The sequence below is a fragment of the Emticicia sp. GW821-FHT11C11 genome (assembly GCF_058808615.1).
Window position 1 is genome coordinate 2,005,390 of record NZ_JBXARV010000001.1, and the last position, 24,704, is coordinate 2,030,093.

The 24,704-nt window shown below is 40.2% G+C and carries 19 protein-coding genes; 18 read left to right on the forward strand and 1 reads right to left on the reverse strand.

Annotated features, from left to right (window positions below; all coding sequences use genetic code 11):
- Positions 1 to 28 precede the first annotated feature (28 nt).
- The 4 genes from AC1RRY_RS08625 (at position 29) to AC1RRY_RS08640 (ending at position 6,009) form a co-directional block, all read left to right on the forward strand.
- The gene (locus AC1RRY_RS08625) at positions 29 to 1,036 is read left to right on the forward strand and encodes a hypothetical protein (protein WP_492816433.1); all 1,008 of its coding nucleotides are present in this window, start codon (positions 29 to 31) and stop codon (positions 1,034 to 1,036) included.
- A gap of 134 nt (positions 1,037 to 1,170) precedes the next feature.
- Positions 1,171 to 3,684, forward strand: a complete 2,514-nt coding sequence (locus AC1RRY_RS08630) for a M1 family aminopeptidase (RefSeq protein ID WP_492816431.1) — start codon at positions 1,171 to 1,173, stop codon at positions 3,682 to 3,684.
- A 39-nt stretch (positions 3,685 to 3,723) separates the two neighbouring features.
- Positions 3,724 to 4,746: an SPASM domain-containing protein gene (locus AC1RRY_RS08635; protein WP_492816429.1), complete on the forward strand. Its 1,023-nt coding sequence runs from the start codon at positions 3,724 to 3,726 to the stop codon at positions 4,744 to 4,746.
- A gap of 57 nt (positions 4,747 to 4,803) precedes the next feature.
- Positions 4,804 to 6,009: an MFS transporter gene (locus AC1RRY_RS08640; RefSeq protein WP_492816427.1), complete on the forward strand. Its 1,206-nt coding sequence runs from the start codon at positions 4,804 to 4,806 to the stop codon at positions 6,007 to 6,009.
- Between the two features lie 142 nt (positions 6,010 to 6,151).
- Here the strand turns inward: AC1RRY_RS08640 and AC1RRY_RS08645 are convergent, their stop codons facing one another.
- On the reverse strand, positions 6,152 to 7,372 hold the full coding sequence (locus AC1RRY_RS08645; RefSeq protein WP_492816425.1) for an ABC transporter permease: 1,221 nt from the start codon (positions 7,370 to 7,372) through the stop codon (positions 6,152 to 6,154).
- A gap of 185 nt (positions 7,373 to 7,557) precedes the next feature.
- Between AC1RRY_RS08645 and AC1RRY_RS08650 the strand changes: the two genes are divergently transcribed.
- From AC1RRY_RS08650 to guaA, 14 genes are all read left to right on the forward strand, one after another.
- Complete coding sequence (locus AC1RRY_RS08650) at positions 7,558 to 8,511, forward strand: hypothetical protein (RefSeq protein WP_492816423.1); 954 nt, start codon at positions 7,558 to 7,560, stop codon at positions 8,509 to 8,511.
- A 32-nt stretch (positions 8,512 to 8,543) separates the two neighbouring features.
- The gene (locus AC1RRY_RS08655) at positions 8,544 to 9,524 is read left to right on the forward strand and encodes a hypothetical protein (RefSeq protein ID WP_492816422.1); all 981 of its coding nucleotides are present in this window, start codon (positions 8,544 to 8,546) and stop codon (positions 9,522 to 9,524) included.
- Positions 9,525 to 9,558: 34 nt separating this feature from the next.
- Positions 9,559 to 11,022, forward strand: a complete 1,464-nt coding sequence (locus tag AC1RRY_RS08660; protein WP_492816420.1) for an MBOAT family O-acyltransferase — start codon at positions 9,559 to 9,561, stop codon at positions 11,020 to 11,022.
- A 347-nt stretch (positions 11,023 to 11,369) separates the two neighbouring features.
- Positions 11,370 to 12,590 (forward strand): sterol desaturase family protein, encoded by a 1,221-nt coding sequence (locus AC1RRY_RS08665; RefSeq protein ID WP_492816418.1) that lies wholly within the window; start codon positions 11,370 to 11,372, stop codon positions 12,588 to 12,590.
- 144 nt (positions 12,591 to 12,734) lie between these two features.
- Positions 12,735 to 14,021, forward strand: a complete 1,287-nt coding sequence (locus AC1RRY_RS08670) for an O-acetylhomoserine aminocarboxypropyltransferase/cysteine synthase family protein (RefSeq protein WP_492816416.1) — start codon at positions 12,735 to 12,737, stop codon at positions 14,019 to 14,021.
- 51 nt (positions 14,022 to 14,072) lie between these two features.
- Positions 14,073 to 14,975 carry a DUF1684 domain-containing protein gene (locus AC1RRY_RS08675; protein ID WP_492816414.1) on the forward strand — a complete coding sequence of 301 codons (903 nt, stop codon included), beginning with the start codon at positions 14,073 to 14,075 and terminating at the stop codon, positions 14,973 to 14,975.
- Positions 14,976 to 15,251: 276 nt separating this feature from the next.
- The gene (locus AC1RRY_RS08680; protein ID WP_492816412.1) at positions 15,252 to 15,686 is read left to right on the forward strand and encodes an RrF2 family transcriptional regulator; all 435 of its coding nucleotides are present in this window, start codon (positions 15,252 to 15,254) and stop codon (positions 15,684 to 15,686) included.
- Between the two features lie 139 nt (positions 15,687 to 15,825).
- Positions 15,826 to 17,268: a phytoene desaturase family protein gene (locus tag AC1RRY_RS08685; protein ID WP_492816411.1), complete on the forward strand. Its 1,443-nt coding sequence runs from the start codon at positions 15,826 to 15,828 to the stop codon at positions 17,266 to 17,268.
- 61 nt (positions 17,269 to 17,329) lie between these two features.
- The gene (locus tag AC1RRY_RS08690) at positions 17,330 to 18,589 is read left to right on the forward strand and encodes a YeiH family protein (protein WP_492816409.1); all 1,260 of its coding nucleotides are present in this window, start codon (positions 17,330 to 17,332) and stop codon (positions 18,587 to 18,589) included.
- Between the two features lie 172 nt (positions 18,590 to 18,761).
- Positions 18,762 to 20,003, forward strand: coding sequence for a peroxiredoxin family protein (locus AC1RRY_RS08695; RefSeq protein WP_492816407.1), 1,242 nt, complete (start codon positions 18,762 to 18,764; stop codon positions 20,001 to 20,003).
- Between the two features lie 171 nt (positions 20,004 to 20,174).
- Positions 20,175 to 20,807 carry a redoxin domain-containing protein gene (locus AC1RRY_RS08700; RefSeq protein ID WP_492816405.1) on the forward strand — a complete coding sequence of 211 codons (633 nt, stop codon included), beginning with the start codon at positions 20,175 to 20,177 and terminating at the stop codon, positions 20,805 to 20,807.
- Between the two features lie 126 nt (positions 20,808 to 20,933).
- Positions 20,934 to 21,515 (forward strand): RBBP9/YdeN family alpha/beta hydrolase, encoded by a 582-nt coding sequence (locus tag AC1RRY_RS08705; RefSeq protein ID WP_492816403.1) that lies wholly within the window; start codon positions 20,934 to 20,936, stop codon positions 21,513 to 21,515.
- Positions 21,516 to 21,685: 170 nt separating this feature from the next.
- The gene (locus AC1RRY_RS08710) at positions 21,686 to 22,588 is read left to right on the forward strand and encodes an aldo/keto reductase (protein WP_492816401.1); all 903 of its coding nucleotides are present in this window, start codon (positions 21,686 to 21,688) and stop codon (positions 22,586 to 22,588) included.
- A gap of 530 nt (positions 22,589 to 23,118) precedes the next feature.
- Positions 23,119 to 24,648, forward strand: a complete 1,530-nt coding sequence (guaA, locus tag AC1RRY_RS08715; protein WP_492816399.1) for a glutamine-hydrolyzing GMP synthase — start codon at positions 23,119 to 23,121, stop codon at positions 24,646 to 24,648.
- The last annotated feature ends 56 nt before the right edge of the window (positions 24,649 to 24,704 follow it).

Below are 24,704 nucleotides of genomic sequence, written 5' to 3' on the forward strand. Positions count from 1 at the left end.
TCTGATACTAAAGCTTTAAAATATATCAATGAATACCCTGCTGAAAATCTGTTTGCCAGTTTTCATTGTTTTGCAATCCTTTGCGCAAAATACGGCACTGCAATCAAGAAAATGGATTCTACTGGATAGCAGAATTGAGAAAAACGACATCCATCTGGCTGCCTATAGCCCGGGTAAGCTGAAGACAGATTCGTTTGTGATGAGATTTCTTGAAGAAGGCAAAATTGATTATGACTACGAAACCAACGTGTACACAAAATCAGGCCGTAGAACAGAATTTCTGGATATCGATATGCGGGTCTCTGGCTGGGTATATAACGATTCACTTAAGATTCTTACGCTCACTTTAAAAGGAGGATACGCTACACTTGATGACTTTAGCTTTATACGTAATTATAAAATTGAACTTAATAATGGCGGATGTATATTAAGGCTGGTATCAGAGCAATCGGTAGATAATATCAGTAGTAGTGTGCCCACTCGGCCAGAGGTGACCAAATTGCTTGTAAAAGAAACATCTGACAACCCAATTGCAAGTACGGGCGGCCCGATAGCGAATGAATCACCGGAGCTCATAAAGGAATCGTTTGCAGATAAAACTGAAGCAAAACTGCTTGCGAACAAGGCCATAAGTAAATCTATGTTGATTGCTTCAAAAAAATGGATTCTGATAGGCAACAAAATAACCAAGAACATTATACGTTTTACATCTTACGATGTTTCTAAGTTCCGGATCAATACGATGGTTCTGAATTTTGCACCAAACGGTAAAATTGAATATGATTACGAGAGTGATCCGGAGATTGAGTTTTGTGCTGGTATTGAATTTCTGGATATAGATACGGATGAATCGACCTGGGTTTTTGATGAAAAAAACAATTTATTAACCCTTACTATTAAAGGAGGGTTTTCTAGTCTCGATGATTTTAAGTTTAAACGGGATTATAAAATTGAACTGATAGACGATGAATATGTGCTGCGTAAATCAAAGGAGCATTATTTCATAGACTTCAGAAAACAAAACAAAAGGAAATAAGTTGTTATATTAACCTTTGCGGTTTACTTGTTGAATGATTTTAGATGAAGTGATTCAGGATGTAGGAAATAATTTCAGACTATTCAGGAAAGGAACGTATCACTGATTCACTCAATTACTAATTTAGACTAAAGATGCGTCTGTACCATCTGCTTATATTTATTTACTTCGCACTGAGTGCCAGTGCTCAGGATACCCGGCTGCCGGTTCCTTCTCAGGGGAAGTATAATCCGGAACGAACCAAAAAGAATGATCTGATTCATACAAAACTTGAATTGCGCCCCGATTGGAACAAGCAATACATGTATGGTGTAGCTACTATTACCTTCAAGCCTCATTTTTATCCACAAAGCACACTTGAGCTGGATGCAAAAGGTTTTGATATTCAGCAAGTGTTGATGAAAGGCCAAAGTCTGAAGTATGACTATAACAAACGCCTGATAACTATTCAGCTGGGCAAAACACTCACACGTAACGATACCACGCAGATTCAGATAGTTTATATAGCCAAGCCTAACGAACTACCAGCAGGTGGAAGCGAAGCTATTACTGCCGATAAAGGACTTTATTTTATTAATGCAAATGGCGCAGATCCTGAAAAACCAAGGCAAATCTGGACTCAGGGGGAAACAGAGGCCAATTCTTGCTGGTTTCCTACTATTGATTCTCCTAATCAGAAGACCACGCTTGAAATTTTTATTACTCTGGATAAGCAATCAACCCAGGCAAAGTTTCTGACACTATCAAATGGCAAGTTAATTTCGTCGAAAGTAAACGGTGACGGAACAAGAACAGACTACTGGAAACAGGACAAACCCACTGCCCCTTATCTGACAATGATTGCCGTGGGTGATTTCAGAAAAGTAGTTGACCCGACTTACAAAAACTTTGAAGTAAGCTATTACGTAGAGCCGAAGTTTGAAAAGTATGCCATGAATATTTTCGGGCGCACATCTGAAATGATTACCTACTTTGAAAACCTGCTGGGAGTGAAATACCAATGGGATAAATATTCACAAATTGCAGTTCGGGAGTATGTGTCTGGTGCCATGGAGAATACCACGGCCACCGTACATGGAGATTTTGTGCAGAAGGATAATCACCAGTTGGTAGATGATAATGACGATGGCGTAATTGCACATGAACTGTTTCATCATTGGTTCGGTAATCTGGTAACCTGCGAGTCCTGGTCAAATCTGCCATTAAACGAGTCTTTTGCCAATTATTCGGAGTATCTCTGGACAGCGCATAAGTATGGCCGGGATGAAGCCGACCTGATAGCTTATATTGCATTCAATCAGTATTTTGGTGAGGCGCAGGAAAAACTAGAGCCGCTGATCCGCTACCGGTATCATGATAAGGAAGACATGTTCGATTCCCACTCATACGCTAAAGGAGGCAGGATATTGCATTTGCTGCGTAAACAGGTTGGAGACGAGGCCTTCTTTGCTGCTTTGAAACTATATTTGACCCAGAATGCCTTCAAAACCGGAGAACTTGACCAATTGCGACTGGCCTTTGAAAGTGTAACAGGCGAAGACCTGCACTGGTTTTTTGACCAGTGGTTTATGAAACCGGGCCACCCGGATTTGCAGATAACGCCGGAATACGGAAACGGCAAGCTCAAACTGACCGTTAACCAGATTCAAGATACGACCTACTCACCAATATACAGATTGCATTTGTCGGTTGAAGTGTGGGCGAATGATCAAAAAACTACTCATGAAGTTACAATAGATAAAGCCACACAAACTTTTGAGTGGCCTTTGGAGTCAGCCCCTCAGATGGTATTGTTTGACCCTGAGAATGTGTTGGTGGGAAGAGTGCTCCACCAGAAAACTAGAGAGGAATACGTTTATCAGTATTATCATGCAGAAAGAATCTCGGCCCGTCTTCTGGCGCTGGAAATTCTTGCCTACGAACCTGAGGATGACAGCACCACAGTAAGCCCGGCTTTGGATAAGGATATTAGAAAAGTATTGTTGGATGCCACCAAAGATAAATTCTGGAGGATACGTCAGCTGGCTGTTCAGAAATTTAACGATTATGACGGCGACGATTTTCTGGAAGTTGAAAGAGCATTACAGAGCAGGGTGCAGATAGATGAGCGGTCTTATGTGCGGGCAGATGCGATTCTTGCCATGAAAGGTTTTCAGAACGCACAGAACGATAAGCTTTTTCGTCAGGCGCTTAATGATACCTCTTACACCGTTCAGGCGGCTGCCCTTGAGGCTATATTAGCCAGCCGGCCACCTGATGCGGCTGAACTGGCGCAAAAGTACGAGCAGTCTACCATTACATCTGTTTTTGCTTCCGTAGCCGGATACTATGCCGAGGAAGCATCACCTGAAAAATTCAGTTGGTTTTATGATCATCTGAGTAAAATGAGTGGGAGCGACTTATATCAGGTCTTAGGCATTTTTGGTACTTATCTGGTAAAATCGTCAGCAGAAATTCAACAGAAGAGCCTGCCATTGCTGAAGAAAATTGCCATGAACGAAACACAATGGTATGTAAGATTTGCAGGTATGCAGACACTGACTCTGCTAACAGATTTAAATGAAGCCAAAGTGATAATGAAAGCGATTATAGCAGCCGAAAAAGATGCCCGCTTGCAGAATATGTATCAGCAATATAAAGATTTTTAAATTCTCTTTTCGAAAGGGAATAAATACACACACCGGTTTATGAACAGAAATCTGAAAGACGGTTTGAATTTTTTCTCAAAGGTGACTCCGGCCCGTGCCTGGAACGCCTTGAAGAATGTTTTCAGTTATCTGGAGTCAAAAATGACCGGAAACGCCGTCCACAGAGGCTTGCCGATTGCTATTTCAATTGAGCCTACTACCTCATGCAATTTACGTTGTCCTGAATGTCCGAGTGGTTTAAGGAGTTTTACGCGCCCAACAGGCATGCTGGAAGAGAAGCTTTTCAAACAAACCATAGACGAACTTGCTGAAACACTTCTTTATCTTATCTTCTATTTTCAGGGTGAACCCTACCTGCATCCTAAGTTTCTGGATTTGGTGAAGTATGCTTCTCAAAAGGGCATTTATACGGCCACTTCAACCAACGCACATTATTTGAATGATGTGAACGCAAAGCGAACAGTGGAATCAGGACTTGACCGTATGATTATTTCAATTGATGGCACCACGCAGGAAGTGTACCAGCAGTATCGGGTAGGAGGGAGTTTATCGAAAGTGCTGGAAGGAGCAAAGAATATTGTAAAATGGAAGAAAGAACTGAAATCTTCTACACCTCATGTTATTTTCCAGTTTTTAGTAGTAAAACCTAACGAGCACCAGATAGAGGAAGTAAAAAAACTGGCTAATGAAATTGGTGTTGATGAAATAGCGTTCAAAACAGCGCAGATTTACGATTACGAAAATGGGTCGGAGTTGATTCCGACTATCGATAAATATGCACGATATGCGCAACAGACAGATGGCAGTTATAAGATTAAGAATAAACTGCTTGACCATTGCTGGAAAATGTGGCATTCATGCGTAATAACCTGGGATGGTCTGGTAGTGCCTTGCTGCTTTGATAAGGACGGAGAATACAGGCTAGGTGATCTGAAACAAAATACATTTAAAACCCTTTGGCAAAGCGAGCCTTACCTCAATTTCCGGCAATCGCTTGTGCGCTCGCGTTCAGAAATAGAAATGTGCAAAAATTGCACGGAAGGAACAAAGGTTTGGGGTTGATAATTCGCCATTCATTTTATAGATTTGCCCATCTGTTTATTTTTAACCAACCGCTCTATGAAGATTTTCGTAAGAATCAAATTAATGCTCATGATGTTCCTCATGTTTATAACATGGGGTTCATGGTACGGACAAATGGGCAAATACCTCTTCACATCACTCAATGCTACCGGCGATCAGATCGGCTGGGCATACGCAACTTTTTCAATTGCTTCTATTGTTGCTCCTTTTTTTGTGGGAATGATAGCAGACCGGTTCTTCTCAGCACAAAAGGTGATGGGCATTTTAAATATACTTGGTGCAGCTATTCTTTATTTTCTGATACAGGTTCAGGATGCTGACATGTTTATTTGGTATATTCTGGCTTATACGCTCACTTTTGCTCCTAATCTGGCTTTGTCGAGTTCAATTGCCATGAATCAGATGCGAAATCCTGAAAAGGAATTTCCGGCGATTCGGGTATTAGGTACTATTGCCTGGATTGTCATTACTAATATTATCGGGTATTATGGAGTAGGAGATAACGTGGCCATTTTTCAGATTGCTATGTTTACCTCTCTGGCCTGGGGTTTGTTTGCATTTACCTTGCCCGATACACCTCCCAAAGCTACAACGGCTACTTCATTCGGGCAGATTCTCGGAACCGATGCATTTGTACTTTTCAAAGACCGTTCGTTCCTCGTATTTTTCATCAGTTCAATACTGGTTTGTATTCCGCTTTCATTTTACTACGCTCATGCCAATTTGTCTTTAACGGAGTCGAACATGACCAACGTTGAAAACAAAATGTCTTTAGGACAGGTATCAGAGGTGTTGTTTATGCTTTTAATTCCATTTGCTTTGACCCGTTTCGGTATCAAGAAAATGTTAATTGTAGGTTTGGCAGCCTGGATTATCCGTTTTATCTGTTTCGGATACGGAGATGGTATCTCATCTGAATGGATATTATACATAGCCATAGTATTACATGGCGTTTGTTACGACTTCTTCTTTGTAACAGGTCAGATTTATACTGATAACAAAGCCGGAGACAAAATAAAGAGTTCTGCACAGGGGCTTATCACATTGGCAACGTATGGTGTTGGTATGGGTATAGGCTCGGTTCTTTCAGGATGGGTGCTGGATTTCTATACTACCAAAGATGCCGCCGGAGCAATTACTCACAACTGGCAAGGTGTATGGATGATACCCGCAGGCATTGCGGCTGTAGTGTTGGTATTCTTTATTCTGATATTTAAAGACAATACCCGCAAGGCTAAATAGTAGTTTCCGGGTTGTTATATATTACTTCCCTTACAGACTATGGTTTGTAAGGGAATTTTTTTTGTATCGGGTGAAGTAGCCCTGATGCTATGGGAATCACCCGGTACAAACATATAGCTGCTGCTGATTACTAAGAATTTGTTTATTCTTTGAATTTAAGAGCCTCTACTATCCTCATTTTGGATACAATAAGCGTAGGGATAGTAATCACAGCTAGAATCAGCAGAATGGTTGCAACATTTAGTAGCGCTATAGTGAACCAGTCCCAGGCAATAGGAACGTGGCTGATATAGTAATTTTCAGGGTCAAGCGGAATAACCTTGAAATAATACTGGATAAAACTCAGGCCGATACCAATCAGATTTCCATATAGTATTCCTTTCAGAATAATAGTAAGCCCGTTGAATACAAAAATCTTCCGGATCTGTGTATTATCTGAGCCAAGGGCTTTCAGAATACCTATCATAGAGGTGCGCTCCATCATCATCACAAGCAGAACCGATATCATATTAAAGCTGGCAACTACCAGAATGAGGCCCAACACGATTAGTATGTTTTTGTCAAGAAGACCAAGCCAGTCAAAAATTGCTCTGAACATCTCCGTCACCTTGGTAGCTTTCATATTCTGCTCAATCTCACCGTTTATTATTCCGGTTGCAGCATCCAGATCGTCAAAATTCTTTAGAAAAACTTCATAGTGTCCACAGGTGTTCGCATCCCATTCATTCATTTTCTGAACCAGAGTCAAATCGCCCACAATAAAGTTTTTATCAAATTCTTCCAGACCGGTTTCATAAATACCCACTACTTTCACTTTTCTGACTCTCGGTGGTGTCTGTATAAAATAGATGAGCACTTCGTCTGCCAGTTTGATTTTAAGCTGATTAGCAATTCTTTTGCTGATAATCACTTCATTTGAAAAAGTCGAGTCAGCGAAATTAATCTTTCTGCCTTCTACCAGATTCTGTGAAAAAATATTCCAGTCGTAATCTCTGCCTACGCCTTTTATGATAATTCCTGCCAGTTCTTCATTTGATTTCAACATACCGGCTTTATTGGCTACCGCTTGTACGTGTCGTATCAGAGGGTTTTTGCTGTAATGAGAATAAAAATTTGTATTTATTGGCATCGGAATTTCTTCATACGACTGATTCAATGTAATTTTGCTAACTTGTATGTGTGAGCTGAGTGTGAAGAGTTTATCTTTGATAGCCTGTTTATAACCGACAAGAATAGCGAAGGAAATAATCATAACTGCTAATCCCAGAGCTATGCTTGCAACGCCAACTTTAACAACGGTAGAGGTAAAAGATTCAGATTTGGTTTTTTGGATACGTTGAGAGATGAAGCGAGGTAAATTCATGATTTTATCAGATACAAGCCCAGGGAAATGCCGGTTATCATTTCAAGACAAAAGATTTTTACAAAACTATGATTTTTTGTTTGATAACAACCTTTCTTTTAACGAATACTCTATAGAAAAAATATAGTCAGTTTAACAATTATCAAACCACATAAGATTGCGAATCTGACAAAAAAGCATAATTCATGAGTCAAAAAATTAAGTTAATTGTATTAAAAGTATGTCTGTTAGGGTTAGCTACTTTAGGAACCATAGAATTATTATACCGGTTTAATCCTTATGCCAAAAAAGAACAAGAAATAACTTATAATGCCAGTATTGCAGAGAAATATGAAAGGCTTCAGACGCTGCCCTCACCAAAGATTGTTTTAATCGGGGGGTCCAATTTTGCATATGGTATAAACAGTGAAATGATTGAACAGAGCCTTCATATGCCTGTTGTGAATATGTCTGTTCATTATGCCTATGGTTCTGAGTTCATGTTACGACAGATCCAGAATGAATTGCATAGTGGCGATATCGTAATTATCGGATTTGAGTATATTGTTGAGCATAAGGGGCTCATAGCTGATAAAATACAGATGGCCAGGATGTATCCGAAGGCTAATGAGTGGTTTGAATACGATAATGGTATGCAATATTTAAGAGAAAATGGTATTGCACGTATTTCTAATATGCGGCTTATTATAGATCGCATTATTAAAAAAGATGTAGTTCCTACTATTGAAGATACCACCAGTGTTTTTTTCAGAAGGGCTATTAATAAATATGGCGACCTCGTAAGCCATCTCAATAATCCACCGTTTAAAGCAATTCCACAGGCACTTTTGGGTAAACACACAAGTATGCTTCCGGCAATTGCAGATATAAACGCCTTTTATAAAAAAATGAAGAAAAAAGGAGTATATGTATACTATACTTTCCCTTCTTATGCAATATCAGGTTATGAGCAAAACCACGAAGTAATCGACAAGATAAATACAGAGTTCAGGCAGAAAGCAAAATTTCCTGTTCTGGGTAAATTCCAGGATTTTATTTTTGCCGATAGTTTATGTCATGATATGGTTTATCACCTCAATGCTAGAGGTAGAAATATAAGAACACAAAAGCTGATAGATCTTTTAAAAAATGAAAACTGATTGTTTATGAAATGCCTTACCTATAAGATTGAATGACATCATTACAGAAGTTTTTTTTAAGAGTAATTGTATTTGGTATAATCGTCACTGTCTCTGTTATATTATTAAACAGAGTTTTCATTAGACTAAGTTACCCCTATGAGTATCTGGGAGGAATGCTAAATGATAAGCATAAAATAGCAGAACAGACTCATTCACCAAAGGTTCTCATAATCGGAGGATCGGGCGGCTCGTTTGGAATTAATAGCGATACGCTTGAGAAATATCTGGGAATGCCCGTAGTTAATATGTCGCTTATGGCGCCATTAGGCACTTATTTTCTGATGAATGATGCATTGAAGGAGATAAAAAAGGGAGACAAGGTATTCATCAGTACTGAATATGATATTGAAAGATACAGTACGCCGGATGTAATCTATCCGGCTGTTGACTATTATCCTGAAGGAACACAGTATATAAAGAAGGATACGTCGATATTAGTGGAAACCAACCATCTGGTGAAGCACAAACTATCTAACTTACGAAAATTGTTCTGGAATACTGTCAGTAAAAACAAAGCAAAGGATGCCCGCATTGATGATACGTCTTCTGTATATTTCAGAAATGCCTTTTCATCAAAAGGAGATATCATCAGTCATGTTAATAATCCGTCGAATGCAATTAATTTTACTTTGTTCACCAAAGAGAAAATAAATTATTCGGCGCAGATAGAAGATATTAATAACCTGATAGCACAAGCGAAAAAAATAGGGGCGGAAGTATACTTTATTTTCCCTCCTTTGGCCAGATCAACATTTATGTATAGCAAGGTGGCTGTGGAGTCGGTTGAAAACCAATTAAAAAAAGAATTGAAATGTGCCATTTTGGGTAGTGCGCAGGATTTTGTGCAGGATGATAGTTCTTTTTTTGATTCGTTTTATCATTTAAAACCTGCTGCTAGAGACATAAACACCTTTAAAATAGTACTATTCTATAACCTAAATAAAAGCAACAGCACGCAGCCGGGTCATTGACCTGTTGATACCATTGCGATTCATTTGACCTGACATGATATTTAATTCTATTGAGTTTGCCATTTTCTTCCCTATCGTAACTTTAGTATACTTCTTGTTGCAGCACAAGCATCGATGGTGGTGGTTGCTGGCCACAAGTTGTTATTTTTATATGTTCTTTAAGCCGGAATACATTCTCATTCTGGCCTTTACTATTGTAATTGATTATTTTGCCGGAATCCTCATTGAGCAGACCGAAGGCAAAAAACGAAAGTGGTACTTAATTATTAGTCTGATTGCCAATATAGGTGTTTTGGCTGTATTTAAGTATTACAATTTCTTTAGACTGGCTTTGGGAGAAGCCGGATTGGTAAGCTGGCCGCTATTGGATATATTACTACCTATTGGTTTATCTTTCCATACTTTTCAGGCCATGAGCTATACGATAGAGGTATACAGAGGAAACCAGAAAGCAGAGCGTCATTTTGGAATTTATGCGTTATACGTGATGTTTTATCCTCAATTGGTTGCCGGGCCGATTGAACGTCCGCAGAATATTTTACACCAGTTTTATGAAAAACATGCATTTGATTATAATAGAGTTACTAGTGGTCTGAAACTAATTGCCTGGGGATTATTTAAGAAAGTTGTCATAGCAGACCGCCTGGCGCTGTTTGTTGATAAAGTATATAACCATCCGCTTAACTTTGAGGGGATACCTATTATAGTAGCGACCGTATTTTTTACTTTCCAGATTTTTTGTGATTTTTCAGGTTACTCCGATATCGCTATTGGCTCTGCTCAGGTAATGGGCTTCAAATTGATGAAGAATTTCGACCGGCCTTATTTTTCGAAAAGCATTTCCGAATTCTGGCGCCGCTGGCATGTTTCCCTTTCAACATGGTTTCGCGATTATCTCTATATTCCATTAGGAGGTAACAGAGTAGGAGTTTATCGTCGTTATTTCAATTTGTTTTTTGTTTTTACAATCAGTGGTTTTTGGCACGGAGCCAACTGGAACTACATTATCTGGGGTGCTGTGCATGGATTATTTCTGATCGGAGCAATTATAACTGCTGCACCACGTAATTTTATCAACCGGATTACCGGAATAACCAAAGTGCCGTTTTTGTTTAAGATTGTTCAGATACTAACCACATTTGTATTGGTGGCATTTGCCTGGATATTCTTCCGGGGTAACTATACTGAAATCAGTTGGACGTGGCATCTGGTTACACATTTATTTACTGGTTGGCCAAGTCTGAGAGAATTTCTGAGTTTCGACTACTTTATCAATAATGTATGCCTTGGCAATGGAATCAAAGAGTTCTTTACTGCGGTTATACTGATAATTTTCATGGAAACCATACACTATATTCAACGCGACAGAAGTATACGTGAAATTATATCGACTAAGCCAACCTGGGTTCGCTGGAGTATTTATTACATTTTTGTAATGATGTTCTTCGTTCTGGGTGTTTTCGATTCTCCTGCACAGTTTATTTATTTTCAGTTTTGATAATATATTGATAATTAAATATTTAAATTAGGTCATTAAATTTGTTTATAGAATTCAGGCCCGCCGATTGGAGCGGGCTTGAAAATTTTTTCATTAATCTACTTGTTTGGTAGATTATATGTGTTTTAATTTGTGTCAGAATCAAATAATCGTCAACAAGCAGGTAAATAAACCTTTATTTTTATTTGAGACTACGGTCGTGAGTCTTATATGGAAGACAAAGAGTTTCATAAACTCTTTTAAGTGGTTCGAAACCACTCACGACAACTGGGTTTTAAACATTGATTTGGTTAAGTGTTGAGTCATAACTGGGTTCAATAGCTTATTTACCTTAATCCTCACTTACAATGGTTATCAATTATTTAGCATTGGCTGTTCCATTCTTTTTGTTTTTTATCTGGCTGGAATACTACGTTGCGCAAAAACAGGGCAAACCTTATTTTAAGTTTAACAGTTCAATTGCGAATATCAATGTTGGCATTGCAGAACGGTTGATTGATTTATTTACAGCCGGAGGATTCTATTTCTTTTATGACTACCTGCATACTCATTACGCCATTTTTGATATACAACCGAGCATTTTATTGTGGATAGGTCTGCTGCTGGCGACTGATTTTCTCTGGTATTGGTACCACAGATTCGGGCATGAAATTAATCTTTTCTGGGGTTTTCATGTGGTGCATCATCAAAGTGAAGAGTTTAATTATACTGCGGCAACCCGTATCACTATTTTTCAGGCAGTTGTACGTACTTCCTTTTGGTCGGTATTACCGGTTATTGGCTTTTCAGCCGAGATGATTACCACCATTTTACTGGTGCATGGCATCTATCCCTTTTTTACGCATACCCGTTTGATTGGTAAGCTTGGATTGCTGGAATACATTATCGTTACGCCATCGCACCACCGGGTGCATCATGCCAGTAATGAACAGTATCTCGACAAAAACTATGGTGATATGTTCATCATCTGGGATAAACTTTTTGGAACTTTTGCCGAAGAAAAAGAAGAACCAACTTATGGTTTAACCAAGCAGCTGGACAGTTATAGTTTTTTATGGCAGCATTTTCATTTTCTTGTTGAAATAGCCTATGCGGTTAAGGCCAAAAAAGGATTATGGAATAAACTGAAGGTGATTTTTGGGAAACCATCCGACTTTGACCCGGAAATGCGGGCAAAAGCAGAAAGGAAATTCCTGACTGTCAGAAAAGTGAAAGCACATACCAATAAGTTCAGATACTATGTAATTGCTCAGATTGCCGTTACACTGGCGGTTTTGTTTCTGATTCTGTTTTTTGAGCATTATGTTCCGTTCTTTTTACAGGTAATGACAGCCCTTTTCATTCTGATAACATTGATTAATTGCGGAGCTATTCTTGACCAGCGGCGTTGGGTGTTTTACCTCGAGTTTGCAAGGGCCAGTCTGGTAGTTATAGCAACTTTTTACTATTTCCCGAGCCCGACTCTTATCGGTATGTCTATACTGTTGCTCATAGTTAGTCTGGCATATTTTTCAAGTCTGCAAAAACAATACTTAACATTCATATATGGAAAAAGAAAAGTAGTTTAAAGACTTTACAGATGTTTATTCATCGTAATAGGTTATGGTAGTTAAATTAGCTTGGTTAGTCATTAACCAAGCGTAATTTTTTAAGAGTATCCCACAGATTTTCAGAGCCATTTTTTATAACGTACAATTAAAACCATTTTAAACATGAAATTTGAAACCCTTCAGTTACACGCCGGACAGGAGGTTGATCCGACAACTAATGCGAGAGCAGTACCTATTTATCAGACAACTTCTTATGTTTTCAACAATGCCCAGCATGGAGCAAACCTGTTTGCTTTAAAGGAGTTCGGAAACATCTATACCAGAATCATGAACCCAACCAACGATGTGTTCGAGAAACGCATAGCCGCGTTGGAAGGTGGGGTAGCCGCTTTGGCTGTGGGTTCTGGTCATGCAGCGCAATTTGTAGCTATTAATAATATTACTACCGTAGGAGACAACTTTGTTACAACGTCGTTTCTATACGGAGGTTCGTATAATCAGTTTAAAAACTCTTTTAAAAATATTGGCGTTGAGGCGCGTTTCGCAGATGGCGATAAAGTAGAGAGTTTCGAAAAGCTTATCGACGAAAAGACCAAGTTTCTGTATCTGGAAACCATAGGTAATCCGGGCTTTAATGTACCTGATTTTGAAGCCTTTGCCAAACTGGCTCAAAAATATGACCTGCCACTAATAGTAGACAACACTTTTGGCGCAGCGGGTGCCATTGCACAACCGATTAAATACGGCGCCAATGTGATTGTGGAGTCGGCCACGAAATGGATCGGCGGACACGGCACTACCATGGGAGGTGTAATAGTCGATGCCGGAAATTACAACTGGGGCAACGGCAAGTTTCCACAGTTTACCGAGCCTTCACCAAGTTATCATGGTCTGGTGCTTAACGATGTATTCGGTATAGGTGGTCCGTTTGGTAATATTCAGTTTATCATCAGAGCCAGGGTTGAAGGTCTGCGCGATTGGGGCCCGTCTCAAAGCCCTTTCAATTCGTTCTTATTATTGCAAGGCCTGGAGACGCTTACTCTGAGAGTCGAAAGAATCAGTGAAAACGCGTTAAAACTGGCGCAATGGTTACAAGCACATGAGCAGGTGGAAAGTGTAAATTATCTGGGCCTGGAAGGCAATCAATACCATGAGCTGGCAAAAAAATACCTTAACAGGGGTTTTGGCGGAGTGTTATCTTTCAAACTGAAAGGCGATAAAGACAGAGCATCTAAATTTGTTGATAGTCTGAAACTGATCAGCCATCTGGCCAATGTAGGTGATTCAAAAACACTGATCATCCATCCGGCTTCTACTACGCACTCGCAGCTGTCAGAAGCTGAGCAAGTAACTGCCGGTGTTGAGCCTTCTCAGCTACGTATTTCTGTTGGTATAGAACATATCGACGACATAAAGGCTGACATCGAACAGGCTTTTGCCGGTCTGTAAATCAAAGTAGATTTTGAATGGAATAATCATTAACTAAAAGCCTTTGGTAACATGCATCAGAAAAGCATTTTTTCTAAGATACTTCCGGGATTATTCGCCATGACAGTTCTGATTTTATGTGGTTTTAACACACACGAATCAGATTCTCCCTATGAGGCAGACATAAAAGCATGGCATAATACCAGAATTGAGAATCTGAAGAAAGAAAGCGGCTGGTTAAATCTGGCGGGGCTTTTTTGGTTGGAAGAAGGTAAAAATACTTTTGGCACAGATTCGAATAATCAGATAGTTTTTCCGACTGGAACAGCAGAGGGTTTTCTGGGTACTCTGATACTGGAGAAAGGAGAGGTGTATATTGAAACCACCGCTGATAAAGCTATTCTCAATAATCAGGAAGCTGTTACAAAACTGAAGGTTTTTCCTGCTGAAAAACCGATTGTTCTGAAACACAAATCATTGAGGTGGTTTATTATCAAAAGAGGAGATAAATATGGTATCCGTCTTCGTGATCTGGAGAGTCCGTTTCTAAAGGAATTTAAAGGGATTGAGACTTTCGCGATTAATGAAAAATGGAAAGTGAAAGCCCGTTTAGTTAAAGAGGAAAACAAGAAAATACCGATTCTTGATGTGCTAGGCCAGACCAATCTGCAGGAGTCACCCGGAAAGGTGGTATTCAACATTAGTGGAAAAGAATATAGCCTTGATGCCCTGAGTGAAGGAAATGGTCTGTTCATCATTTTTGGTGATAAAACCAACAAAAAAGAAACTTACGGTGCCGGACGGTTTTTGTATACCGACAAACCTGACGAAAACGGATATGTGTATCTGGACTTCAACAAGTCTACGAATCCGCCCTGTGCGTTTACACCGTATGCCACTTGCCCTTTGCCGCCCAAACAGAATATATTGCCTGTTGCCATTGAGGCCGGAGAAAAGAATTACGGACATCATTAAAATATATCTCGCTGAGAGCATATAAAACCTGATGGTTTGCAAAACTCACAACGTGGTTTTTTGTACTCTGATAGGCTTCGTTGTTTTAATAAACTAATGAGGCAATCTGGCTTGGCTTATCATTAGCCAAGTCAGATTTTTTATGCCGCTAGTAGGTATTAAAATGGGATAGTAACGATAAAATAATCTACTAAATTGATAGATTTTATAGAAATATAAATTATATTTGTAAGGTCAATAAACTAAACCGAACAATTACACTTTAAGAGCGGCACCATGATTTCCAAAAAAGCTAAATATGCCCTGAAAGCCTTAAAGGTTTTGGCTGAAAAGTATGGTGAAAAAGATTCACTTACCGTAACTGATATTGCCAGTGAAGAGAGTATTCCCAGAAAATTTCTGGAAACCATTTTGCTGGAATTACGAAACAATGGGTTGCTGACCAGCCATAAGGGTAAAAATGGCGGTTATTCGTTGAGCCTTGAACCGGGCAGAATTACCCTAGCCCGTATCTTACGCATTACCGATGGCCCCATTGCTCCAACTTTATGTGTTTCAATTTATTACTATGACAAATGTGATGATTGTGGCGATGAAGAAACCTGCCCGATACGGCCTATTATGCTCAAAGTACGTGATGCTAATCTTAAAGTGTACGAAAACACTACATTGCTTGACTTCGTAAACAAAAAAGAATTAACATTTGCGTAATTGCATTCGTTTCTTCGTTGATGCCTCATTGCTTTGGATACCCTCTTTGTTCATTAAATTCTTTTTTTTGCCGGCATTTAAGTTTTAATTTAATGTGACAGTTCGGATTTGTGAAATACAGTAAAGATGTTGATAAATAATGGCTCAGACTGATTTTGATGCAATAGTGGTGGGTTCCGGACCGAATGGACTTTCTGCAGCAATTGTTTTGCAGCAGGCCGGGCTTTCGGTTTTATTAATAGAAGGCAAACCTACCATAGGAGGTGGGCTGAGGTCTGAAGAACTGACCCTGCCGGGGTTTATACATGATGTTTGTTCGGCTATACATCCTATGGCAGCGGCGTCACCCTTTTTCAGGTCTTTACCCTTACAGGAACACGGGTTAACGTTTATACAGCCGACCATGGCAGCGGCGCATCCTTTTAGTGATGGTACCGCAGCCATGCTGACACGCTCGGTAGAAGAAACCGCAGCAAGACTGGGTGCCGATGAGGCTACCTATTTAAACTTAATAAAGCCACTGAATGATGGATTTTCATCTTTAACAAACGATATCTTAGCCCCTTTGCATATTCCGAAAAATGTGCTTCAATTCATTCAATTCGGATTGAATGCACTTTGGCCGGCCAATCTGTTCGCCCGGCGCTTTGTAACTAAAGAGGCCCGTGGTTTATGGGCAGGCATGGCAGCTCATTCAATGCTGCCTTTAAACAAGCTCACTACTTCTGCTATTGGCTTAGTGCTGATGACGGCAGGCCATGCCTATGGCTGGCCGATTCCGAGAGGAGGCTCAAAGCAGATTGCTGGTGCGTTAGCTTCTTATTTCCAATCGATAGGTGGTAAAATAGAAACCAATTTTTATGTAAAGTCATTGCAGCAATTACCTTCATCAACAGCTGTATTATTTGACGTAACTCCCAGGCAGCTATTACACATAGCCGGCCATACCTTTTCTTCAGTTTACCGATCGCAACTGAATAAATACAGGTATGGCATGGGAGTTTTTAAAGTAGACTGGGCACTGGCAGAGCCAGTACCTTTTAAGAATAAAGAATGTATGCAGGCGGGAACTGTTCATGTAGGTGGTACATTTGAGGAAATTGCCTATGGCGAACAACAAACATGGTCAGGGCGGCACCCCGATAACCCCTTTGTTCTTCTGGCACAGCAAAGTTTTTTTGACCCTACACGAGCGCCAGAAGGTAAACAGACCCTGTGGGGGTATTGCCATGTACCCTCCGGTTCAACCCGCGACATGACCGATTCCATTGAAAAACAGATTGAGCGTGTGGCACCGGGTTTCCGTGAGAGGATTCTGGCCAGACATACCATGAACACCGCACAAATGGAGGAGTATAATCCCAACTATATTGGGGGCGATATTAATGGGGGAGCTCAGAATTTAACGCAATTGTTTACAAGACCTGCCTTGCGCTGGTCGCCGTATCGTACTTCTACGAAAGGATTATATATCTGCTCTTCGTCTACGCCACCCGGTGGTGGTGTGCATGGCATGAGCGGCTTTTATGCGGCTCAAAGAGCGCTTAAAGACTTGTTTCCGAATGTACAAAGAAAAAATTAATCAGAAATTCTATAAAGATTTTTTATATTGACCACTTAAACTATTCTAATCTCTCTCTTATATGTCGAGCCCTACCACAAAAATCTCTTTAACTGAAGACTGGACAGTAGTTATTTTAGGTTTTGCCATTATTTCGCTTGCCGTTTTAGGTGTTTTATTACCTGTTCCTTCATTTGGCTGGAACAGCACAGCCGAGTTGTTTGACAAAGTACTTGCAGTAGACAACCTGGTGAAAATTCTGATTATTCTGGCAGGTGTGCTAGCCATTGGTGTAGCCGGAGCCTTTCTGCTGGGTAAGCGCGTCGGGCCATTTCTGATTGGATTGCCCGTGATTTATCTGCTTACCATTGGAGCACTCATAATTGCCGGAAACAGTGCTATGAAGGATCTGAATCTTGAGGCGGTTATATTTAGCCTTTTGATTGGCTTAATCATCGGTAACACCGTTCGGCTTCCTGTATGGTTGAAAGCATCTTTATCAACTGAATTATTCGTTAAAATCGGATTGGTACTTCTGGGTACTACTGTTATTTTTTCTGATATCCTGAAAGCCGGTTCACTGGGGCTTATTCAGGCGCTGGTTGTTGTTATTTCAGTTTGGTATTTTGCTTTCTGGATTTCTAAAAAATTGGGTATAGACGAAGAAATGGCTATCATGCTTTCAAGCGCGGTTTCTATTTGTGGTGTTTCTGCAGCTATTGCTACCTCGGGTGCCATTAAAGGCGATTCAAAAAAGCTTTCGTATGTTATCTCGTTGGTACTTATAACCGCAATACCCATGATGATATTCATGCCTTATATTGCCAAAGCACTGGGTTTGTCGGAAGAAGTAACCGGCGCTTGGCTGGGTGGAACCATTGATACCACCGGAGCCGTGGTGGCATCAGGCACATTAGTAGGGGAGGTTGCCCTTAAAACCAGTACCATTGTTAAATTCTCTCAGAATGTGTTGTTGGGAGTAGCTGCTTTTGCTATTTCGATATACTGGACCTACACCAATAACCCTCTGGCTAAAGATAAAGATACCAAGCCTTCGTTTGGCGTAATATGGGAGCGATTCCCGAAGTTTGTTCTGGGTTTTATAGCTGCTTCATTGCTTTTCTCGTTTGTGGTACCAACAGATACCGTCAATGCTGTGAAGGGTAGTCTTAAAAACTTTCAGGGTTTGTGGTTTGCACTGGCATTTACCAGCATTGGTCTGGAGACAAATTTCGCTGATCTCTTTAACAAGGACAGTAAAAAACCGCTTTATGCATTTTTGATTGCGCAGACTTTCAATATTCTTATTACACTGGTAATAGCCTATTATCTGTTTGGCTAATATTAATAATAGTATTAACCATACGGTGGCATTCTGAATTTCAGAATGCCACTTTTTTTTGTCTAAAATGAACTGAATAATTTATAAGAAGGTTATTCAATTAATTTATAAATCTAGTAATTTTATAGATTAAATATTCTTATATTTGCTTCATATAAAATCAAAGAAAATTATGAAACTTTTTACCGTATTTCTCGCTATAGGTCTGTCGCTGGTTGGATTAGTATCGCAAGCGCAAAAAGGTCCAAAAAATGGTAACTGGCGTGGTACTTTTAAATTAGCTGGTGGCCAGGAGTCACCTTTCAATTTCGAACTGCAAGGTAAGACCGCTTACCTGCTCAACGGGGCAGAGCGTTTTGAATTAAAGGGTATCACCCAGGTTAACGATTCTCTGTTTATACCGGTTGATATTTATGATGCTGTTCTGGCTGCAAAAATTGTTGATGCCAATACATTAAGTGGTGTTTTTAAGAAATTCAATACAGCCCGGCCTGATAAAGGAATAGCGTTTACAGCTGAGTATGGGAAGAAATATCGTTTCTTTGAGCATCCCGTTGCGGCTGATGTGAGTCTTCAGGGTAACTGGGATGTAGTAATAGGAGAAGGCAGCAATAAAATTGTGGGTGTTTTTGAGCAATTCGGGAACAAGCTTACAGGTACTTTTCTGACCACAACGGGCGACTACCGTTATCTGGAAGGTACAGTGCAGGGTAATGATTTCTATCTTTCGGCTTTCAGCGGGTCAAGTCCTGTTTTGATTAAAGGTAAAGTAACCGGTGATGATTTGACAGGTGAATATATAGGAGTTGCGTCGTCAAGACCGATCAAAGGAACCCGGAACGATAAAGCAGCCTTGCCGGATGCTTATACCTTAACCACTATTAAGGAAGGAACCAAACTTGATTTCACGTTCCCTGATGCCTTTACCGGGAAACCCGTTTCGTTGCAGGATCCTAAGTATAAAGGCAAAGTGGTTATTGTTACCATTCTGGGCAGCTGGTGCCCTAACTGTCTCGATGAATCTATATTTCTTTCGCCATGGTACAAAGCCAATCGCAAGCGTGGCGTTGAAATAATAGGTCTTGCCTTTGAGCGTAAGAACGACCCCCAATTTGCCAAAACCCGTCTTGAAGTATTGAAAAAACGCTTTGGTATAGAATATGATTTACTTTTTGCAGGCCTGGCCGATAAAGAATTTGCTTCGAAAGCATTACCCGCCCTGAGCCAGGTATTGTCGTTTCCAACCACTATCCTGATTGATAAAGCAGGTAATGTGAGTAAGATTCATACAGGTTATACCGGCCCTGCCACCGGAAGATACTATGAAGAATTCGTAAAAGAATTCAACCGGGATGTAGACGAGGTGATAGGTGATGAAAACACCGCCCATAAGAAGAAACTGACCGAAAAATAAGTAAAGTGAAGAGGCAGGTATCCTACAAGAACCTGCCTCTTTTATTTCCCAATTATCAGGTAAGAAAATTCTAATAAATTAATCTACTAAAATAATAGACTATATAGATTATTTATTTATATTTGCATCAGTAAGCCATCAACATAATAAAACTGTAAATCGGATTAACACATGAGTAACTATAGCCAAAAATATGACCCTGCTTTCTGGGATACAGATATTCCGGTTAAGAAGAATAATGCTAAGTTGCTGCCTTTGCTAACGGGCTCTAAAGCCCCTGATATCACTTTCAAAAAAGATCAGGGTATCTGGCAAAAGGTTTCTTACCGATTCAATTATACACAGGCAACTATTAAATCCATTATTGATAATAGGCCGTTGGTACTTAGTTTTTTGTCGGGTGGATGGAATAATTATGGTTTGAAGCATCTGAAACTATTGACTCAGGCTTATCCGGAAATTCTTGCACTGGGTGGCAATCTTCTGGTAATAGTGCATGCTTCCTATCAGGATGTGCGGGAAATGGCACAATATTTCGAAATTCCATTCAATTTAATGGCAGACCCCTCTAACGAAATTGCAGAAAAGTTCGGATTGTTTTCGAAAGACGTTCCGGTATGGGATAAGGTCTCAGGTATCTCAGCAGAAGTGCCCATCCCGGCAACCTATGTACTTAATCAGTATGGGAGCGTGATTTATCATACCATTGACGAAGAATTTCTGCATACATTTTCTGCAACCAAAGTTTTGGGAGCTGTATTTGCAGCCGTTAACAGGGTTCCGTTTATTAATCATGCAGCATAAAAAATTTGACGGCCAACATTTGCTGATTGATTTAGTGAATGGCGAATTTCCGGAGGATGATTAGCGAATGAATAGACATTTTTAACTTAAGTAATCTCTGAATCACTTATTCACTCAATAAGTATCATGCAAATCTCATCAAGTATCAATTTCCTGACGGTACCGGGTCTGGCAAGTTCAGGACCAAGGCACTGGCAGACGATCTGGGAGAAGCAGCATCCGCATGTATTTACCAGAGTAGAGCAAGAGAACTGGGACCTGCCCGTACGGCAGGACTGGGTTGAGAGATTACAAGACTATATAGAGAAACTTACGCAACCTACCATTTTGGTGGCTCATAGCCTGGGATGCCTGACAGTAGCTCACTGGGGCGGAAAATACTTTTCGCCTCTGGTGAAGGGAGCTTTGCTGGTTGCACCTGCTGATGCTGAACTGTGTGAAAGATTGAGTTTTGTTGAAGGATTTGCCCCTATACCTGCAGATTATTTACCATTTGAAACGCTGGTAGTGGCCAGTACTAATGATATCTATGCTTCTATTGAGCGTTCTGAATATTTTGCCAATACCTGGGGAAGTACGTTTTTGAATATCGGAGAGAAGGGACACATTAACGCGAGTTCGGGTTTTGGCGACTGGGATGCCGGTAAAGCAATTCTGAACCGGCTGGTTAATATAGCAACCGCGCCAGTCATCTTACAGTGTGCATAGTGTGCATAGTTTGCTGAGTTTGTCAGGATAAATCTATTAATTAACCTAAACTAACAAAAATGCTCTTGGCATTGGCTGAGAGAGAGTATCGTATTGTCACATTTTTTTGTATTTAAAGGAATTATCCGAAATTTGACTATTTTTGTGACGGATACAATTAATCTAACCTAATGAAAAAAGTTTACCTAAGTGATTCAGGCCCAAAAGTATCAGAGGCAATTTATGGGTTTTGGAGATGGAACGATGAAGGTCAAAGCACGACTTCCAAAATTGAAAAAATAATCAATCTCTGTCTGGAATTAGGTATCAATACCTTCGACCACGCCGATGTCTATGGTAATTATACCATTGAAGAACATTTCGGCAAAATTATTAAGAATAAGTCATTTAAGCGCGAAGACATAGTACTATTCAGTAAATGTGGTATCAGGCGGTCTAACGACGGTCTGTTTGATTATTATGATACATCAAGAGACCATATTCTGAAAAGCGTCGATAATTCTCTCAAAAACCTGAAGACAGATTACCTCGATATTTTTCTTTTACACCAAAGTGATTTTCTGGCCGACCCGGAGCAGACGGCCATGGCGCTGGCTCAGGTAGTCAATTCGGGTAAAGTAAATCATATTGGAGTAGCCAATTTTACAGTGTTTCAGCATCAATTACTGGCATCGTATCTTACCATACCTATCGTAACGAACCACATTGAGCTGAACCTGATGAACACCAACGCTATTGAAGATGGCCGGATCGATTTCATCAAGCAGAGTTTCAGTAAGCCTTTGGCATGGGCACCTTTAGCAGGCGGCCGTATACTGACCGGAGAAGACGAAAAGGCTGTGAGAGTGAGAAGTGTATTAGAAAAAATAGGAAGCCAATACAATGCCAATGTAGAGCAAACAGCTGTTGCCTGGCTAATGAAACTGGGTACCTTGCCTATCATTGGGTCAATCTCTGAAAGTCGTATCAGAAATGCCGCCAGTGCCTCTGGTATTAAACTGAGCCATCAGGAATGGTACGAAATTTATAATGCTGTAGGAAATCTCAGCAGCAGCGACATTTCGCACGAGTAGAACAGACTAATAATCCGAATATTTAAATCCATTGTCCGGCTAGTATCCGACAATGGATTTTTTTTGCCCGATGAGAGAAAGTGAAATTACCTGCTGTGCTGATGAAGGTTTGAATACCAGGCAATGTTGTGGATTTTGCTTAAGAATTAATATATTCAGATAAAAATTGCAATGTGACATTTAAATAACTGTATCATGAAAGACGAAGTTTTAATTAAAATCGCAAGGTTTATAGCATTTGTAGCGCCATTTACCATGTTTTTTCTGAAGATATATAATCTTTATTGGTATATACCTTTTCTTCTCTTGTCGTGCTTTATTATGTATAGTGATTATAGGGTAGTTTCACCCGAAAAAAAGTTTGGGTTTCTTTTGCCTAAAGTTCTTGCATTGGTAATCTTATTTTTTCTCTTTTTAAGATATAGAATTTCTTAAGGCCAATTCGCTGAAATCAAGTATTATAATAGTTTTTAAGAAACATATTGCACAGACTTTCTAAATCTGCTAATTTTGCATTTTAGAAACCAATCATGACAGAACAAATTCTTATTCTTGATTTCGGTTCGCAATTTACTCAACTGATTGCCCGAAGAGTTAGAGAACTAAACGTGTATTGTGAAATACACCCTTTCAATAAAATCCCAGCCATTACTTCTGATATTAAAGGTATTATCCTTTCGGGTAGCCCTTGTTCAGTGCGCGACGAAGATGCCCCCATTGTTGATTGGCAGGACTTCCCGGCCGAAATACCGGTACTGGGCATTTGCTACGGTGCACAGATGATGGCGCAGACAGGTGGAGGAGAAGTACTCCCTTCGTCGATCCGGGAGTATGGTCGCACCATTCTGAACAAGATAGACAATCGTTATGCACTTTTGAAAGACATTGCCGATAATACACAGGTGTGGATGTCTCATAGTGATACAATCGCTGCTCCGCCAAGTGGGGCCGATATTATTGCCTCTACAGATACTGTTAAAGTAGCAGCCTTTAAACTGCAAGGACAACAGCGTTATGGTATTCAGTTTCACCCGGAAGTTACCCATACATTGCAAGGCAAAACCATTCTGAAAAATTTTGTAGTCGATGTGTGCGAGTGTTCTCAGAACTGGACACCTGATTCTTTTGCAGAAGCAACTATTCAGGAGCTAAAAGAGAAACTGGGTGATGACAAAGTAATCATGGGGCTGTCAGGAGGAGTAGATTCTTCTGTAGCTGCTATTTTGATTCATCATGCCATTGGCAAAAATCTGTATTGTATTTTTGTAGATAACGGCCTCTTGCGTAAAAATGAATTTGAAGAGGTTCTGGAATCGTATAAAGGATTGGGGCTGAATGTAACAGGAGTTGATGCCAAGGAACAATTCTACACGGCATTAGAAGGACTGACCGACCCCGAGGCCAAGCGTAAGGCTATCGGTAAAACATTTATCGATGTTTTTGATGCCGAGTCGCATAAAGTAGAAGGTGCCAAATGGTTAGGACAAGGTACTATTTACCCCGATGTAATAGAGTCTGTTTCAGTAAAAGGGCCGTCGGTTACCATTAAGTCGCACCACAATGTGGGAGGACTGCCCGATTTCATGAAGCTGAAAGTAGTTGAACCACTGAGACTTTTATTTAAAGATGGCGTGCGTGAAGTAGGCAGATCATTAGATATACCTGATAATATTCTGGGGCGTCATCCATTCCCGGGGCCGGGTTTGGCAATCCGTATATTAGGTGATATCACTGCCGAGAAAGTGCAGATTTTGCAGGAGGTAGACGCTATTTTCATCAATGCATTGAAAGACAGCGGCCTTTATGATAAAGTATGGCAGGCTGGCGCCATTTTATTGCCTATACAGAGTGTTGGAGTGATGGGTGATGAAAGAACCTATGAAAAAGTTGTTGCGCTTCGTGCGGTAACTAGTATCGACGGTATGACAGCCGACTGGGCGCACTTGCCTTATGAGTTTCTGGCGGATGTATCCAACGAAATCATTAACCGCGTAAAGGGTGTCAACCGTGTGGTATACGATATCAGTTCTAAACCACCTGCCACTATTGAATGGGAATAAATCCATTATTCGTTATAAGCAAAGAAGCTCTTTCACTGAAAGAGCTTCTTTGCTTA

Bases quoted from the DNA above. Each gene is read 5' to 3' on its own strand.
- AC1RRY_RS08710 (WP_492816401.1), top strand. From the start codon at position 21,686: ATGAAAAAAGTTTACCTAAGTGATTCAGGCCCAAAAGTATCAGAGGCA.
- AC1RRY_RS08685 (WP_492816411.1), top strand. From the start codon at position 15,826: ATGGCTCAGACTGATTTTGATGCAATAGTGGTGGGTTCCGGACCGAAT.
- AC1RRY_RS08655 (WP_492816422.1), top strand. From the start codon at position 8,544: ATGACATCATTACAGAAGTTTTTTTTAAGAGTAATTGTATTTGGTATA.
- AC1RRY_RS08695 (WP_492816407.1), top strand. From the start codon at position 18,762: ATGAAACTTTTTACCGTATTTCTCGCTATAGGTCTGTCGCTGGTTGGA.
- AC1RRY_RS08660 (WP_492816420.1), top strand. From the start codon at position 9,559: ATGATATTTAATTCTATTGAGTTTGCCATTTTCTTCCCTATCGTAACT.
- AC1RRY_RS08645 (WP_492816425.1), bottom strand. From the start codon at position 7,372: ATGAATTTACCTCGCTTCATCTCTCAACGTATCCAAAAAACCAAATCT.
- AC1RRY_RS08680 (WP_492816412.1), top strand. From the start codon at position 15,252: ATGATTTCCAAAAAAGCTAAATATGCCCTGAAAGCCTTAAAGGTTTTG.
- AC1RRY_RS08705 (WP_492816403.1), top strand. From the start codon at position 20,934: ATGCAAATCTCATCAAGTATCAATTTCCTGACGGTACCGGGTCTGGCA.
- AC1RRY_RS08650 (WP_492816423.1), top strand. From the start codon at position 7,558: ATGAGTCAAAAAATTAAGTTAATTGTATTAAAAGTATGTCTGTTAGGG.
- AC1RRY_RS08675 (WP_492816414.1), top strand. From the start codon at position 14,073: ATGCATCAGAAAAGCATTTTTTCTAAGATACTTCCGGGATTATTCGCC.
- AC1RRY_RS08635 (WP_492816429.1), top strand. From the start codon at position 3,724: ATGAACAGAAATCTGAAAGACGGTTTGAATTTTTTCTCAAAGGTGACT.
- AC1RRY_RS08700 (WP_492816405.1), top strand. From the start codon at position 20,175: ATGAGTAACTATAGCCAAAAATATGACCCTGCTTTCTGGGATACAGAT.
- AC1RRY_RS08630 (WP_492816431.1), top strand. From the start codon at position 1,171: ATGCGTCTGTACCATCTGCTTATATTTATTTACTTCGCACTGAGTGCC.
- AC1RRY_RS08670 (WP_492816416.1), top strand. From the start codon at position 12,735: ATGAAATTTGAAACCCTTCAGTTACACGCCGGACAGGAGGTTGATCCG.
- AC1RRY_RS08640 (WP_492816427.1), top strand. From the start codon at position 4,804: ATGAAGATTTTCGTAAGAATCAAATTAATGCTCATGATGTTCCTCATG.
- AC1RRY_RS08690 (WP_492816409.1), top strand. From the start codon at position 17,330: ATGTCGAGCCCTACCACAAAAATCTCTTTAACTGAAGACTGGACAGTA.
- AC1RRY_RS08665 (WP_492816418.1), top strand. From the start codon at position 11,370: ATGGTTATCAATTATTTAGCATTGGCTGTTCCATTCTTTTTGTTTTTT.
- AC1RRY_RS08625 (WP_492816433.1), top strand. From the start codon at position 29: ATGAATACCCTGCTGAAAATCTGTTTGCCAGTTTTCATTGTTTTGCAA.
- guaA (WP_492816399.1), top strand. From the start codon at position 23,119: ATGACAGAACAAATTCTTATTCTTGATTTCGGTTCGCAATTTACTCAA.